Source organism: Corynebacterium comes (assembly GCF_009734405.1).
GTDB classification, from domain to species: Bacteria; Actinomycetota; Actinomycetes; order Mycobacteriales; family Mycobacteriaceae; genus Corynebacterium; species Corynebacterium comes.
Genome location: NZ_CP046453.1, coordinates 1,970,336 through 1,985,678 on the forward strand (window position 1 = coordinate 1,970,336; position 15,343 = coordinate 1,985,678).

Below are 15,343 nucleotides of genomic sequence, written 5' to 3' on the forward strand. Positions count from 1 at the left end.
CACCCCAGAGGGGGAACCTCCTGGCTCGTCGAGCCTTTTTTGGAGATCTAGACATTAGAGAGCACCTTCCACAGACCGCCTCAGCAGGGACACCACTGCGTCCACTGCCGGCGTGAGTTGCTGCGCCGAGGCCTCGTGGACTTTCTTTTCACGTTGATAGGGGTCAATCACGTCTTCCTCAGCCCGGTCCGCGAGCAACGGGAGAATATTACGGCTGAGGGTGACTGCTTTCACTGCTGCACGAAGCCTGTCCACCGGTGATTCCCCGGTCCGGGCAATTTCGGAGGCGAGAACGTCATCGGTGGTCACCTCCGCAAGCCGGGCGAATTCACGGACGGTGAACACGCGACGTGTGACTCGGGGACTCAGTTCCACGACCGCGCGACGGTGATCGCGCGTCATTGCCAGGATCAGGTCCGAAGACTCCAGAAGGGTTTCGTTCACCTGCCGTGCCCGATGCGCTTCAGTGGTCTCCGCGCCGTAAGAATGGGCGATCTCCTGGGTAGTCGCAAACATCGGCTCCCCCACCAGCGCCCGGGTACCGGCTGAGCTGATGGTGATCTCGGGGATATTCCTCAACTGAGTCACCAGCAGCTGCTCAGCCAGAGGCGATCGGCAGATGTTCCCGGTGCAGACCGTGAGAATTGAGAAGCTATTTCGCATGTGCCCCCCTCAGCGCCTGGTCCACGGTTGCCTGTGACTGTTCGTTCCCTGGACTTGAGTCGACCGCATCGGTGGTGACTGCGCGGCCGTAGCCGTATCCATAGCTGTAACCGTCAGGCTTCTTGGAGGGCACCATCGTGGCGACCAGTCCTAGGACATCGGTTCCGGCGGTTTCCAGCGACTGCAACGCGCCCTCGAGTTCCTGCTTCGTGGTCGAGCTAGCCGCGACGACCACCAGCAGACCGGCAGCCATCTTTCCGAGCACAGCCGCATCCGTCACTGCGAGAGCAGGAGGCGCATCGATGATCACGTAGTCGAACTGCTCCCGGAGCGTCTGAAGGGTCTTCTCCATCTCCGCGGAACCGAGGAGTTCGCTGGGGTTGGGGGGGATCCGGCCCGCCGGCAGGACGAAGAACTCGTTCTGCCCCCAGCGCTGAAGAACGTCATCCAGACCAGCGCGGCCGATGAGAACATCGGTGAGGCCGGCGCCACCTTCGATACCCAGATACTGAGCGAATGTCGGGAGGCGGAGATCACCCTCCACAAGCGCCACACGCGATCCCGTCTGGGCCAGGGTGAAGGCCAGGTTGAGGGACGTGGTCGTTTTACCCTCACTGGGGCTGGGCGAGGTGATGACGAAGACACGGCCCTTGGAACCGCCGTTGAGGAACTGGAGGTTCGTCCGCAGCGCGCGGAAAGATTCGGCGCGGGGGCTGTTCGGCATGGAATTGACGATGAGCCGGTTCTTCTCCACATCAGGATCATCAATGATCCGACCGAGAATCGGCTTATCCGTGATCTGTTCAATGTCCTGCGCGGAGTGGATCCGTCGATCCAGCACGGTCCGGAGAATGGCGATGCCGTAGCCCACGGCGAGACCAACCAGGAGGCCCAGCGCCAGATTGATCAGGACGTTGGGGCTCACCGGCGCAGAAGGCACCAGGGCGTTCTGCGTGGTGGTGAGGCTGACGGGGCTGGCGCCGCTCTCCGTCTCCGGCTCGAGCTGGGTGCGGACGACCTCCTGGAAGCTCTCCCCCACCGCGTTCGCGATCAAGGCAGCCTGCTCGGACGACGGGCTGCTGGCCGTGATGTTGATGAGGGCGGAGTCTGCGGGAGAGGCCGCGCTCACATACGTGGCCAGCTCGGCTCCCGTCATGTCCAACTGCAGCTGCTCAACCACCGGGTCCAACACCACACTGGTCTTGACCACGGCGACATAGCTGTTGACAATCTGACGGGAGTAGTTGGCTCCCTGCACGAGCTCGCTGCTGGTCCCGCCGTCGGAACGAACGGATACGTAGAGCTGGGTGCGGGACTGGTACTCGGGGGTCGCCAGGAGAGACGCACCGGCTCCCGCCCCGAGCCCGAGAATGGCAAATACTACGACGAGTACCCAACTCTTGCGGAGGATTGAGAGATACTCGCGTAGTTCCATGTTGTTTAAGTCTTTCTTGATGTGGGATCGTAGCCTTAGGGAGACTAACAATAAAGCCTCAACCCTGCGACATTTAAGAGACTTTAAATTGAGGACATGTCCCCTTTGAGCTGGCTTTTTCCCGGAATTGGCCCGGCAACCTGCAAAAAGGTCACCCCATAATGAGATACCGCCCCGCTTTTTCGGGGGTAGTTATCTGTCACGGACAGAGAAGTTCCCGGGTCCCGTCCGGTCGGCCGTGGGGAGTTGGGCACAGAGTCAAATGATTACCATATCAACTGACTGTGTTTATCGATGATTCACCCCATCGTCAGGGGTACAGATGGATGTGACCTGCGGCCTCGGACCAGGCCTGGCCGGGGCCCATACCTGTCCCCTACTCTGCGGGGATCCCCCGGAACGCGCGATCGTTGAGCTCCCGGCGCGCCTGCTCAAGGGCCACCAGGTCGGCGAACAGCGTGTTGTACGCCTGCTCGTCATCGGAGGGGCGCATGCGCTGCAGCTGGCTCTTCAGCTGGGCGATCTGGTTACCCACCTCGGCCTCCTGCAGGCGGGAGAGCACCGAGTCGGCGTAGTTCGGCAGGTGGGTGATCTCCACGGGGATCTCCTCCACCGCCAGCTCGGAGACGAGGTTGCGGCCCATAAGGTCGGTCATCTCCCCGGCCACGGTGGCGATCCAGTCGACGCCGCTGTGGGCCGTCGCCAGGCCACCGACGGTGCGGATCGCCTGGCGGACGGTCCGGTAGGCGGGGTGGGTGAAGGCGTCCGGGCTCAGGCCGTCGAAATAGGTGCCGGCCAGTTCAGGGTGCTGCAGCGCGAGCTTCAGGGATTCCCGCTGCGGCCACAGGTAGGGGTCGCGCGGGTTGGGCAGGTCGAAGGAGGGCGCGTCCTTCAACGGGGCGGACGCTGCCTGCTCGAAGCGGGTCGCGCGGCGGGGCCGGTCCTGCTTGGGGCGGCGGGCCTCGGCACGCACCTGCTGGAGGACCTCCTCGGTGTTGGCCCAGCCCACCCAGCCGGCGAGCTGGCGGGCGTACTCGCCCTGCAGGACCGGGTCCTTGATGCCTGCGACGACGGGAACGGTGCGTCGCAAAGCCTGGAGGCGACCCTCGACGGTGTCGAGGTTGTGCTCGGAAAGCATCGACTCGATGACGAACTGGAACATCGGGATGCGGTCGGCGATGAGGTCGCGCACGGCGGCGTCGCCACGCTGCAGGCGCAGATCGCAGGGATCCATGCCCTCGGGAGCGACGGCTACGAAGGACTGGCCGGTGAACTTCTGGTCGCCCTCGAAAGCGCGCATGGCCGCCTTCTGGCCGGCCTCGTCGCCGTCGAAGGTGTAGATGAGCTCGCCGCGGAAGTAGTTGTCATCGAGCATGAGACGGCGCAGGATCTGCAGGTGCTCCTCGCCGAACGCGGTGCCGCAGGACGCAACGCAGGTGGTCACGCCCGCGGCGTGCATGGCCATGACGTCCGTGTAGCCCTCCACCACCACCGCCTGGTGCCCGGCGGCGATGTGCTTCTTCGCCACATCCAGGCCGAAGAGCACCTTGGACTTGTGGTACAGCATGGTGTCGGGGGTGTTCATGTACTTGCCGAGCTTGTCGTCATCAAAAAGCTTGCGCGCCCCGAAGCCGATGACGTTGCCCGAGAGATCCTTGATGGGCCACAGCAGACGCCGGTGGAAACGGTCGATCGGGCCACGGCGACCCATGGTGGACAGACCGGCGGCCTCAAGCTCCTTGAAATCGAAGCCCTTGCGCAGCAGGTGCTTTGTCATCGTGTCCCAGCCCTCCGGGGCGTAACCGCACTCGAAGGCGTAGATGTGCTCCTGCGAGAAACCGCGGTCCAGGAGGAAGAGGCGGGCTGTTTCTGCTTGGGGTGTTTCGAGTTGTTCTCGGTAGAACTGGTGCGCGGCCTTGTTGGCGTCGATCAGCCGCTTCCGGGTGCCCGGCTTCTCGTCGCGCGCACCGGTCGACCCGCCCTGGTAGTTGATGGTGTAGCCGATGGTCTGCGCGACGGACTCCACGGCCTCCGGGAAGGAGATGTGCTCCATCTCCATTAGGAAGGTGAACACGTCCCCGCCCTTCCCGGAGGAGAAGCAGTGGAAATAACCGCGGTTCGGGCGCACGTGGAACGACGGGGTGCGCTCATCCTTGAACGGGCTCAGGCCCTTGAGGGAATCATGCCCACCCGGCTTGAGCTGGACGTACTCGCCGACGATCTCTTCGATCGGCGCGCGCTCACGGATCGCCTGAACGTCAGAATCCGGAATACGTCCCTTAGCCATGAGTTCAGGGTACCTGCGGGGTCAAATAGCGGCGTGGGGTGCTCGTTTGGGATGATTGCAGGCATGGCTGCCCCGAAGAAGTCCGTGTTCGCTGTCCTTGCTGCCGCTCTGCTGGTGGCTGTTGGTGGTTGGGTTGGGGTGGATCTGACGGGTGGGTCTTCTGAGGGTTCGGGCGGGTCGGAGGTCTCGGGGGCGGGGTCTTCGGAGGTTTCGGGGCTTGTTTCGGGCTCGTCGGACGAGGTGGGTGTCTCCGGGCTGGACGTCTGCCCCGTGGACACCCTGCCCTATGAGGCCGACCCGGTCATCGAGGACATCCTCTCCGGCGGTCCCTACGCCTACCCTGGCGAGGACGGCGGGCACTTCGGCAACTACGAGGACGTCCTGCCGGACGAGCGCAACTCCTACTACCGCAGCTACACCGTGGACACCCCGGGCCTCAACCACCGCGGCGCCAAGCGCATCGTCGTGGGCGGCGGCACCGAGGAAGACCCGGAGGTCTGGTACTACTCCGATGACCACTACGAGTCGTTCTGTGAGATTCCGGATGCGGAGGACTGATCCTGCTCTCCCTTGGCACATCGAAGTTCTGAAACCTCCAAAACTCTTAGCTATCCACAACCGCCCCTTAGCGACCTGCTGGTGGTGAATTTCGACCGGCTACTGGTGAAAAATGGCTACCCCTGATCGACAGGGCAGGCCAGGGCGATCCTGGGGATAACGGCCCACTGGTCAGCAGTAAATAAATGTGTCCGGCCTCCTGCGGGCGGGCTTCGCTACCAGGGAGTCGAACCGGTAGGAGATGAACCCGTGGCATTACTTTGCTTGGCCAGTCGAGGCCGGTGATGGTAGAACACCGCAATCTGGGTGGCACCCCTGCTCTGAGCAGACGGCAGGCCCATCTGGACACCTCCTCAAGTTACCAACGGCCCAGCAGTACGATCTGCCGTGCGTGGGAGCCGGTTGCCTTCGTCATTGGTGATCACCAGAATCCGGACATGACCAATCATGGCAAATCTCCCCGCACACGAGGAGGGTTCTGACCCATCAAGCCTTCACCCCCAGCCACCGCCCAGTCAACAACTTGTTTTATCAGAGCCCGAGCAACCCTCGTGGGGCACGGCCCAGAGACCATAGGTTCACGGCCACGATACTAGGTCAGTGGGATCGAACGATGTGGGAACAACGGACCGAGTCTTGCCTACTCCGCTGCGAGAGCGTCGAACGGTCCCGTCATAACGGTCAATCGGAGACGGAAGAGCAGAGGCTGAATCAGACTAAGTTTAACCCGACTTGGCTCAAATTAGTGCGGAAGTCATCCCGCGTGAATCCGCTCGATCAGCTCACTGATTTCCGGCGGTACCGGGGACGCCGCATGGATGAGTTGCCCGGCGATCTGCACCTCGAAGGTCCGGTATTTCTTCAACGTCCGCACCAGGCGTTTCAATGACAATCCCGAGCGTTCCTCGAGCAGGTGACCGACGGCCATCGCCGCCATCACCACACTCAGGTGCGCATCGATGGATTCGCGTTTGTGGTGGTAGATCGGTCTGGCCTTGAGATCGGATTTCGACATCCTAAACGCCTTCTCGATCTTGAGCAGCTGCCGGTAGGCGTGGATCACCTGCTCGGCAGGGAGATCCACCCGTGAGGTCTCGTACCCCTTGAGCCCTGCCAGGGCCTTGTTCTTGGTCACCAACGACCAGTTGACCTGCTTGTTCGGCGCCTTGAGATCGACAAAACGGTTCCGCTTGACCGGAAGTTTCCCCGCCACCGCTTTCTCCGCCTTGGCGACCTGCTCATCAATACCCTTCAAGGTCCGACGTGCCCTGTCCCAGGAATACTGGTAGTAGGTGAGCGAATGCGGGACACCGTTCGGCCCACGTCCGGTGCGGTCGGCATACGTCCAGATCTGCTGGTCCGTGTAGTCCTGGCCGGGGTTGTTCCTGCGCCACAGCGCTACCGGGTAGGGAACGTCGGTGAACTTCACGCCGAGGATGTAGTGCAGGCCGGACTCAATGATCGCGGCTTTGTTGCCAGCGGAGAACATCCCGGCGTCCGCGACGACGGTGACATCCTCCACGCCGTAGGCGTCCTGGAACTGGTGGATCATCGGCAGCATGGTGCGGGTTTCGGCCATGTTCCCTTCGAACGCCCCGACCGCCAGCGGAAACCCGGAGGCGTCCGACAGCAGGCCGACGGTGATCTGCGGCTCCAGGCGCCGCTCCTTCGAGAAGCCCGGCTTACGGAACTCATCCCCCTCATCGGCCTCAAAATACAGCGTTGTGACGTCATAAAGGACCAGGACACCGGGGCCAACACCGGCATGGGTCGCACACGCCTGGGTGAGCCGGTCGCGGAAGCCGTCGGCGGCGTAGCTGGGCAGGCGACGTTTGATGGCTCTTCACGATCTAGAGTGCGTAGCGGACCGCAGAGCCTGGTTCGGGGTGGCACAACATGTAGGGGTCCTGGCCGGTACAAGATGAGAGTTACGACGCTTTCATCTGACCGAACCAGGACCCTACTGTGCATTCTAGTGGCAACCTCGTGGCCGACACCATCTGCCGAACCGCGGAAATCGGACTGACGATCACCGGTGCTGCCGATGCCGGCACCCTGACCATCATCGACGCCGCACCTGTGGCCGTGGACGATCAGTGCCCGGGCTGCCAGCAGCCCGGGAAGCTACGCGATCACGTCACCCGCCGGCTCGTTGATTTGCCTGTCGTGGGGTTCCCCACCCGCCTGCATGTCCGTGTCCCAAGGTTCACCTGCAGCAATCCAGCGTGCGGCAGGAAGCTCTTCCAGACCTCCTTGAGCTGTGCCGATGACGGTGCGAAGCTCACCCACCGCGTGACCCGCTGGATCCTCCAACGCCTGGCGATTGATCGGATGAGCGTGTCCGCGACCGCCAAGGCCCTCGGTGTGGGCTGGGAGCTGGTTAACCAGATCGCCGTGGACGCCTGCCGCCAGCTTGTCTACGACAACCCCGACCATCTGGATGGCGTCCGGATCCTCGGGGTCGACGAGCACGTCTGGAAACACACCCGACGCCCCGGACAGCCGTCCTCGTTCGTGACGGTCCTGGTGGACCTGACACCGCTGGTGGACGGTCGTGGGCCTGCCCGGCTGCTGGACATGCGGCCGGGGCGCAGCGCCGACGTGCTGCGCACGTGGTTGCAAGAGCGTGAGCCTGAGTTCAGGAGACAAGTGCAGGTAGTGACCATGGACGGCTTCGCCGGCTACGCCACCGCGGTGGATCAGGTGTTGCCCCAGGCAAGGAAGGTGATGGATCCGTTCCACGTCGTGCACCTGGCCGCGGACAAACTCACCGGCTGCCGGCAACGACTCCAACGAGAGACCACCGGCAGACGCGGGCGTAAGGACGATCCGCTGTACAAGTACCGGCGCACCCTGCTGACCAGGACGAACTATCTCACGGAGCGGCAGAAGCAACGGCTGGATCTGTTGTGGGCCACCGACGATGAGTACGTCGCCCTCGAGGTCACGTGGATGTTCTACCAGGACATGATCCAGGCGTACGGGCATCCGCAAAAGTCAGAGGGCAAGAAACTGATGACCAGGGTGATCAATACGTTGCGCAAGGGGCTTCCGCCAGGGTTGGAGGAGCTCGCCCAACTGGGGCGCACATTGTGGCGTCGGCGCGAGGACATCCTGGCCTACTTCGACATCGGGGCATCGAACGGTCCGGTCGAGGCGATCAACGGCAGGCTCGAGCATCTACGCGGAATCGCCCTGGGGTTCAGGAACCTCAACCACTACATCTTGCGGTCACTGATCCACTCCGGACAGCTGCAGGCCAGGATCAACGCACTCTAAATCGTGAAGAGCCCGTTTGATGGTGGCGTAGCTTGAAGGCGTCATGCCCAATTCAGTCAGAGTTTCCACCGAATCCAACTTGGAGCCCGGCTGGACGATCCGCGCTGTGACCAGGTCATAAAACACCTGATCACTGCTGGTAGCAGTATCGAAACCCAGCGCGGTGTACGCGGTGTGGATGGCGTCGATGAGGTGGCCGGCGCGTTCCGAGGTGATCGGCACCGGAGATTGGGCGGATCCACTCCCTGACGGGGTCGTATCGATGCCCAGGTCAAGCGTGATCTGATCCCCGTCAAGAAGACGCTGAGCCTGCGCTTTGAGTGCCGCGAGGTCTTCCGGGGTGTGGGCCGAACCAAGGTGTCTCATGCTTTTGGAGCCGCGCTTTTCGGAGTACACGACCTGCACGGCGGTTGCCCCGGAGGCTGTGCGCACGGTGCGGATGTACGGGCTCATAAAGATCAATCTAATCAGCCACCCCGCACCGCACCCCCTTAGTGCGGACCCCTGATGTTCCCAGCACACAAAGACACTGGTCTACGTGTCAATATGCAATTTCTCACAGCGGATTGAGCCAAGTCGGGTTTAAGGAATCTAAACCCCTGTAGATCACGATCAACGATCAACGCGAAAGTGTGAGATCGAGATCTGTACACTCTAGGTCCGAGCGATTCGATTAACATCGCCGCCGAAAAAAAAGGGGGCGTTGGGGTCACTCATCCCGCGCTCTAATGGCCCACTCCAAATCCACCTCTTCTGCAGGATCTGAGGACAGATATTTTGCTCGCGAATCAATCTTCACAACAGCATCACCGTCCAATATGTACGATGAGCTTGCACTAACCCATCGAATATTTCGCCCAAGAGACTGGGGACCTTCCGACCTTCGCTCATACCCAAGTAAGGCCGTCCAGAAGATTGTAAAGCCTGACTCCGCCAGTTTATTCCCAAGATCTCGTCGAAGAAGAAGTGCTTCCTCCCCTCCCAGCACGGTTGAAGGATCGAACACCGCAACTCCTTCATCATCACGCCAGCTAAAATCGACTCCATGCTGGAGATTTAAAGAATTACACAGCACACGACTTGGAACGAACCCCAGCACTTCTGCATCAGTCGACCAATCACGACTGCTTCCTGTCCCTGCATACCACGCGCCGCTGAACAGCAAACCTTTAGGGATCCCCTTCGACTGATTGTACTCCCACGGGTCGACATCACCGTCCGCCACCGACCACTGGGGGTCCGAGTGATGCCCACCAAGCAGCAAATTAGCAGGCTCCGGATACCTCGGCATCCACTTTCCATGCCAATCTTTCCCTGCGGCCCAGGACTTCCATTCCTCGACTGCATCGATCGGCACAAGATAGGAGTCGAGATGCATCCAAATCAATCGCGTAGAGGGGCGCAAAGCCGCAACCTCCGGCGAGAGCGCCTCCTTCCAATCGCGAGAACTTAATAAACCAAGCCACCGCTTGCCAGTTCTATCAGTCAGAACTATCGAATCGATAGGGTCTGGAATACAACTAACATCCAACAACGATTCATCCCCAGACGAGTTAGGAAATTCCACCATTTTTGGAGAAAACCAAGCATCTTCGACTAAATCTGACTTAGAAAAAACGCCGCTTGTTATTAAGCTTACATCTATATCTCGCCAAATTAATTGCTCAGCGTACATATAATCGTTCGGACTGTTTGACCGCGAGGGCTCATTAATCGGCAGATTGTCAGCCAGTAACCCGAGTGCTTCATAGAACGCTATCCATTGATATTTCTTGCTTATCCTTTCCACCGGCCCTTCTCGAAACCCCCTCCGCATAGATTTGTCGGCGACGTCAAGCTTTTTCCGATCCCCTCCTAAATCCAGAACCCTGTCAAAAATAAAACGTCGAACCATGTCAACAACCTCATCATTGAGGGATACATCGAATTTACGTACAGCAGGCTCGATAACGTAACGTCCGAAATCTCCCATCTCATTTATCGATTGCCAGACGGTTCCCATTCGGCAATCCGGAGCGGCCACAATATTCTGAATCTCGTTCCGCGACGTAGGATTCACTGGCCATTCTGCACCGTAAGGAGGCTTGCCGTCTGGCCCATCCCATCCCGCCTCACCAGCAACAGCCAAGATTCTGCGAGCATAGTCCCGTATAAGTAGATGCGAAGGCCAACCCCCAGCCACAAATTTATCAATTGCGTGGGCCAAACTAATAGCACCGCTTGGAGAACAAGTTCTTAAAGAAATTCCGCATGCAGCACCGATTGAACGTTCGACCACATATGGGTCATTGACTCTCAACAACAACTCAAACGACTTAATGAAATCCTCAAGCCCCTTTTCCCCAATTGCGATCAGCGCTTTCGTTGCTCGATCTCGGACCCGCCGGTCCGATGTCGTAAGGAGCCAGCCCAATGCCAAAGTTGCCAGCTCGATCGCTTCTCCGGATGGCACGAAGGTTGCATCTTCATTCGTTGCCCACGCCCATTCCACCAGAATACGAACCGATGATTTTCGTTCAGTCTCAAGGGACCCCACCAGCCACATAGACCAGTCGAGGTCTCGCTCCGCCAACTCCATTTTTTCCAGGAAAAGATGCAGCCATCGTGCATTTAAAGGATGGTTAGGAACACAGCTAAGACGAATCAATTGCCCCCATGCCTGGTATGCGTCGTCTTTAGAAATGAGACACTTCTCGACCAATTCGATAGCGCGAGCACCCACCGAACTAGGCTGGCGAAGAGTCAAACTTTCTAGAAAAGCATCAACCCCATCGGCGGAAATATCTCCATCGTCCCGCATTAGGTCAATTAACTCCACCCCATAAGTTTCCGGCACAATTACGGCTAGAGCAGATAAAGTTCCCAGCTCTCTCCAATAGTTTTCTTTCAGCGAATGCAACCACTCCTTAATCTCCGGTACTTCGTTAGACGCAATTCTCTCGGCCCGGGCCATGTCGCCTAATCGTTGATAACCGAAATTGACACGGTCAATTCCGGCCTCAATCAATATACCTTCATCAAGCATCCCCTTTAGAAGCGATTTTGACCAAGTGCGGTCGGGAAGTAATACCTCCATCATCTTCGCTACTTCGTCCCTGGCGAAGCCCCCTGGCCCAAGCGTCGATATTTCCCGTATTGCGACCGATACCAAGTTCTTTCTATGGTCATAATCGCAGCGATTGGCACGAGAAAGATTCCAATTAGCAGCTTCAACGAACGAGTTGACGATGAGGGACACTCCACTTGACTCGAGGGTAAACCTCCCAGAATCTAACGTAGCGGCCGCTTCGCAACTTAGACGCAAGTATAAAGGGTTTCCAAACTCTGAGTTGAAAATGGGAAAGGTAGGAGGGTCTAACTTGTACTCTTTTACAAATCGTTCGACCGCCGATGCCGTTGCTTCTCCAAATCCATAGTGCTCGAGCGTAGGCATATCAATCGACCCTACTACGAATTCGACAAACTCAGTTCGGCACGAGATAACAAGTGTAACCAAAGGAAAGCGAGATATTTTAGAAAGGAGAACACGAATAGCATCAGACCAACGTTCAGGATTTTCACTTTCGTTGATGGCATCAATTATGAGCATCGCCTTGTGTCCCGATGCTTCGGCAGCGGCATTCAGGATCGAAAGCAGGCCATCCACGCTTCCGTCCATTTCTACTAGATCCGGTAGCTGAACTAACAGTGATCGCTGGTCAAAATCCTGCCCTAGAACCATTAATGTCGGCAACCCGGAATTAATACGGCTTCTCGCCATGTCGCAAAGTAAATGCGATTTTCCGACGCCAGCGCGGCCAGTCAGGAGAAGCTTTCCTGCATTTGATGCTTGAGTGGCGATACCAGTGGCCAGTTGTTCCGCTTCTTCGAGCGCGGTAGTTGCGTCCTTTACGTTAGTATATAGCATTGCAGCATGACCCGAATAATAACCTCCGTCTTCACGGTGGTGAACATGCAGGAGGTTATTTAACACGCGTAATGATCCGAGCCCAGCGGTGATTTTATCTGAAGTTTCCGGCATAGGGTCAAAGCGCTCGGCAACATCGACGACTGCTTGAAGCGCTTTATCAACTTCTGCTAAGGAGTTGTTACATTCCAAAAGAGACGATTCGTAAAGCAGGCTTTCTTTCTCGGGTGCATGCCATGCCCATTGGCGAGATGAGCGTAGTTTGCCGAGAACTACCTTCCAGCGCTCTGCGAATCTTGAGGTACGCCCGACGGCTTCGATCGCTTGTGCAACTTCAACGTCTACATGTAACTTGGGGCTATACCGGCGACCTAATTTCGCTGTAATTTCTTCCACCCTGTTTTGTTGCTGAACGTCAGCCATAACCGAAGCGTTGAACCAATATTTGGCGCGCCCAGCATTGGAATTGTTTGTGAGGGAAGTAGCTAGTTCATGCGCGCCTATAAAATTAAACTCAACGGACATTCCTTTTTCGTCGGCCGCTTTTTTCCATTTTTCTACCTCCTCCCCCCACAAAGTAAAAGCTGACTTTCGATTAGCAGTATCGCCAGCAGGCAGATCAATGGGCATTGCCACAAAGTATTTTTTTAGGCTCGGCTCAGTTTCCAGCGTTCTTATAATGGAAGCCTTTATCTGACTGACACTGCTCGAATCAAATTTAAATAGGTACTTCGCTTGCCATGCCCAGACATCCCCATTCGGGAGAACGCCTCTGCCTTCTCGGCCCCCGTCGGGATTTCCAAACCGGTTAAATTGGGTGCCCGAGGGCCATTCTGGCCGCTGCTTAATGATAATTGACGCAACTTCTTCGAATGCGTTTGATCGGGCTGCCGGGTTTCCATACGGCCTGATTCTTTGGAAATCTATTTCAGGTAGGCTTGTCACTGCAATCTGCCTTTCGTTTTCTTTGGTTAGTAACTTATTGTCGATTAAAATTCTTTTGTTTGAGCTCGATTTCGTCGAGCCATGTTCTTCGCGCACTAATGACTAAACGTCTGTCATCCTTGCAGCTGCGCTTTTATTGGGGTTGGTTAATAAGCTCGGCCGGGTCGAGCAAATTGCATGTCCGCCCGCTGGCTTCTTTAAGCTCTTTGTGTGGCGGGTTTTGGTGTCGGAGGATGCTCTGATTCTTTGGAGGTTAGTCGAGGCGCGGGGTGCGTATACTCTGTCGCACATTTTGAGATCGGAATATTGTCGATCTTTTACGATCATCTTACCGGCCCCTCTGGGCTCCTAAAACTGCAGGTATGCGGTTTTCTCGCCGTATGTGAACCATCTCGGAGCCAATCACGTTGTCGCCGTCGGTGACACCAGGAAGCGCCCGGAGTTCTGGAACTACTCTGAGGACCGTTACGGAGTTTCTCGGAGATTGCGAGCATAGAAGATTAATTGAATTCATTGTCCCCCGGCTCCCCACTCCGCACATGATCAGCCCGGCTGAGGGTCTCAACCACCAGGCGCGCGACATGGCCGTCGGCGATCCGGTAGAGCATGTTCCGGCCCTCTTTGCGTGAGGACACCAGCCCGCCGAGGCGTAGCTTCGCCAGGTGCTGGCTGACCACGGTGCGGCTCGCACCGGTGAGGGAGACGAGCTGGGTGACGTTGAACTCGGCGTCGATAAGCAGGAAGAGCAGCTGCAGGCGGGTGGGTTCGGCCAGCAGTTTGAGGGCGTCGGCGGCCTCGGTGAAGAGTGCCTCGTCGGGGACGAGGTTGTGTTCGAGGCTCATGCGGACTCCTTGGGCCAGGTGAGGGCTGCCATGACGGTACCCAGCACCGCGAGGGCGGCCAGCGCGGCGGTGGCCGCCCAGAGGCCGGCACTGTCACCGACCCAGCCGGCGACGGGGTAGGTGATCAGGTAGCAGGCGTGGCTGAGCGAGAACTGCGCGGCGAAGACATAGGAGAGGTCCTCCTCGCTGGCGTTCGCGCGGACGATGCGGCCGATGGGGGTCTGCATCGCCGAGAGCGCGAAGCCCAGCAGAAGCCAGGTGAGCGCGATGAGCGCGTAGCCCGGCGCGGGCACGATTAGCAGGAGGATGAGGCAGACCGCGCCCAGCACGGCGCCCGGGAGCATGACCGCGCGGTCGGTGACCTTCTCCAGCAGGCCGGGTACAGCGGCGGCCACCACCATGGAGCCCAGGCCGAAGATCGCCAGCGTCCAGGCCAGGGCGGACTCCCCCATCCCCAGCTCGGAGCGGACGATGACCACGGTGTTCACCATGACCATCGCCATGGGCGCGGCCACCGCGAGATTCAGCCAGAGCAGAGCACGCAGGGGGCGTTCACGCAGCATGATCCGGATGCCGCGCTGGGTGCGCTCGACGAAGCCGGTTCGGTGGGTGGGTGTCTGGGGTTTCCGGGGCAGCGGGGTGATGACCACCAGCACCGCGGAGGCGAGGAAGCCGACGACCGTGCCCAGGAAGAGGTTGGTGTAGCTCATCACCGCGAGCATGGCCGCGGCCAGGACCGGGCTGGCGATCTGCTCGAGGTCATAGGCCAGGCGGGAGAGCGAGAGCGCGCGGGTGTAGTCCTCCTCCTCGGGCAGGATGCGCGGGATGACCGCCTGGAACGTCGGTGTGAAGGTGGCGCTGGCGGCCTGGAGCAGGCCGATGGCCAGGTAGAGCTGCCACTCCGCGCCGATGAACGGCAGGGTCAGCGCCACGGCGCCACGGACGAGGTTGGCGCCGACCAGCACCGGCCGGGGGTTCCAGTTGGCGGCCAGGGCAGTGACCACAGGTGAGAGCAGCACGTAGATGAGGATCTTGATGGTCAGCGCGTTGGCCAGGATGCGGCCGGCGCTGCCCCCGGCTATATCGAAGGCCAGCAGCCCCAGGGCCACGGTGAGCAGACCCGTGCCCACCAGCGCCACCACCTGGGCGGAGAAGAGGTGCAGGTAGGTGCGGTTGCGGATCGGGGTGAGCAGGGCCGTGGGTGCCATGGCTTGATTATATGACATGTGCGCACATGTGCACCTGTTTGTGGGGGTTGTCTCGAGGATAACCTGCGATGAGGACTCTGCGCTCAACCCTGGAATCATGCTGGAACCCGCGGGGAGTCCGGGGATCGGGCTCATCGCCGGGTTCTCTTCGCAGGGTTCGGGTGGGGTGGCTGGGTAGGAAAGGAGAACCCCGCAAAGACCCCCTGATATCACGCTGGA

At 59.1% G+C, this 15,343-nt stretch carries 8 protein-coding genes and 2 pseudogenes; 2 read left to right on the plus strand and 8 right to left on the minus strand.

The annotated features are described in order from the left end of the window. Positions 1-54: 54 nt before the first annotated feature. From CETAM_RS09480 to dnaG, 3 genes are all read right to left on the minus strand, one after another. Entirely contained in the window at positions 55-663 is a 609-nt protein-coding gene (locus CETAM_RS09480; protein ID WP_156228632.1) for an arsenate reductase/protein-tyrosine-phosphatase family protein, read from the minus strand. Next, positions 653-2,098 carry a polysaccharide biosynthesis tyrosine autokinase gene (locus CETAM_RS09485; protein WP_156228633.1) on the minus strand — a complete coding sequence of 482 codons (1,446 nt, stop codon included), beginning with the start codon at positions 2,096-2,098 and terminating at the stop codon, positions 653-655. Before CETAM_RS09485 ends, CETAM_RS09480 begins: the two co-directional genes overlap by 11 nt. Positions 2,099-2,474: 376 nt before the next feature. Continuing rightward, a complete protein-coding gene (dnaG, locus tag CETAM_RS09490; RefSeq protein ID WP_156228634.1) occupies positions 2,475-4,385 on the minus strand; it encodes a DNA primase in 1,911 nt (636 codons plus the stop codon). A gap of 63 nt (positions 4,386-4,448) precedes the next feature. Between dnaG and CETAM_RS09495 the strand changes: the two genes are divergently transcribed. Then, entirely contained in the window at positions 4,449-4,943 is a 495-nt protein-coding gene (locus CETAM_RS09495) for a ribonuclease domain-containing protein (protein ID WP_231587436.1), read from the plus strand. A gap of 754 nt (positions 4,944-5,697) precedes the next feature. Here CETAM_RS09495 and CETAM_RS09500 read toward each other — a convergent pair. Next, positions 5,698-6,780, minus strand: a pseudogene (locus CETAM_RS09500) (IS1634 family transposase); the annotation flags it as partial. Between the two features lie 128 nt (positions 6,781-6,908). On the opposite strand from CETAM_RS09500, the gene CETAM_RS09505 reads away from it, so the two are divergent. Continuing rightward, on the plus strand, positions 6,909-8,222 hold the full coding sequence (locus CETAM_RS09505) for an ISL3 family transposase (protein ID WP_156228636.1): 1,314 nt from the start codon (positions 6,909-6,911) through the stop codon (positions 8,220-8,222). 6 nt (positions 8,223-8,228) lie between these two features. Here the strand turns inward: CETAM_RS09505 and CETAM_RS09510 are convergent. From CETAM_RS09510 to CETAM_RS09525, 4 genes and pseudogenes are all read right to left on the minus strand, one after another. Further along, positions 8,229-8,675 (minus strand): annotated as a pseudogene (locus tag CETAM_RS09510) (IS1634 family transposase); the annotation flags it as partial. Between the two features lie 256 nt (positions 8,676-8,931). Continuing rightward, entirely contained in the window at positions 8,932-13,170 is a 4,239-nt protein-coding gene (locus tag CETAM_RS09515; RefSeq protein WP_156228638.1) for a hypothetical protein, read from the minus strand. 404 nt (positions 13,171-13,574) lie between these two features. Further along, positions 13,575-13,916 carry an ArsR/SmtB family transcription factor gene (locus CETAM_RS09520; protein WP_156228639.1) on the minus strand — a complete coding sequence of 114 codons (342 nt, stop codon included), beginning with the start codon at positions 13,914-13,916 and terminating at the stop codon, positions 13,575-13,577. Beyond that, positions 13,913-15,124, minus strand: a complete 1,212-nt coding sequence (locus tag CETAM_RS09525) for an MFS transporter (protein WP_231587438.1) — start codon at positions 15,122-15,124, stop codon at positions 13,913-13,915. The genes CETAM_RS09520 and CETAM_RS09525 overlap by 4 nt, the downstream gene beginning before the upstream one ends. Positions 15,125-15,343: the final 219 nt, after the last annotated feature.

Excerpts from the sequence above, each read along its gene's own strand:
- CETAM_RS09480 (WP_156228632.1), bottom strand. The coding sequence starts at position 663 with ATGCGAAATAGCTTCTCAATTCTCACGGTCTGCACCGGGAACATCTGC.
- CETAM_RS09485 (WP_156228633.1), bottom strand. The coding sequence starts at position 2,098 with ATGGAACTACGCGAGTATCTCTCAATCCTCCGCAAGAGTTGGGTACTC.
- dnaG (WP_156228634.1), bottom strand. The coding sequence starts at position 4,385 with ATGGCTAAGGGACGTATTCCGGATTCTGACGTTCAGGCGATCCGTGAG.
- CETAM_RS09495 (WP_231587436.1), top strand. The coding sequence starts at position 4,449 with ATGGCTGCCCCGAAGAAGTCCGTGTTCGCTGTCCTTGCTGCCGCTCTG.
- CETAM_RS09520 (WP_156228639.1), bottom strand. The coding sequence starts at position 13,916 with ATGAGCCTCGAACACAACCTCGTCCCCGACGAGGCACTCTTCACCGAG.
- CETAM_RS09525 (WP_231587438.1), bottom strand. The coding sequence starts at position 15,124 with ATGGCACCCACGGCCCTGCTCACCCCGATCCGCAACCGCACCTACCTG.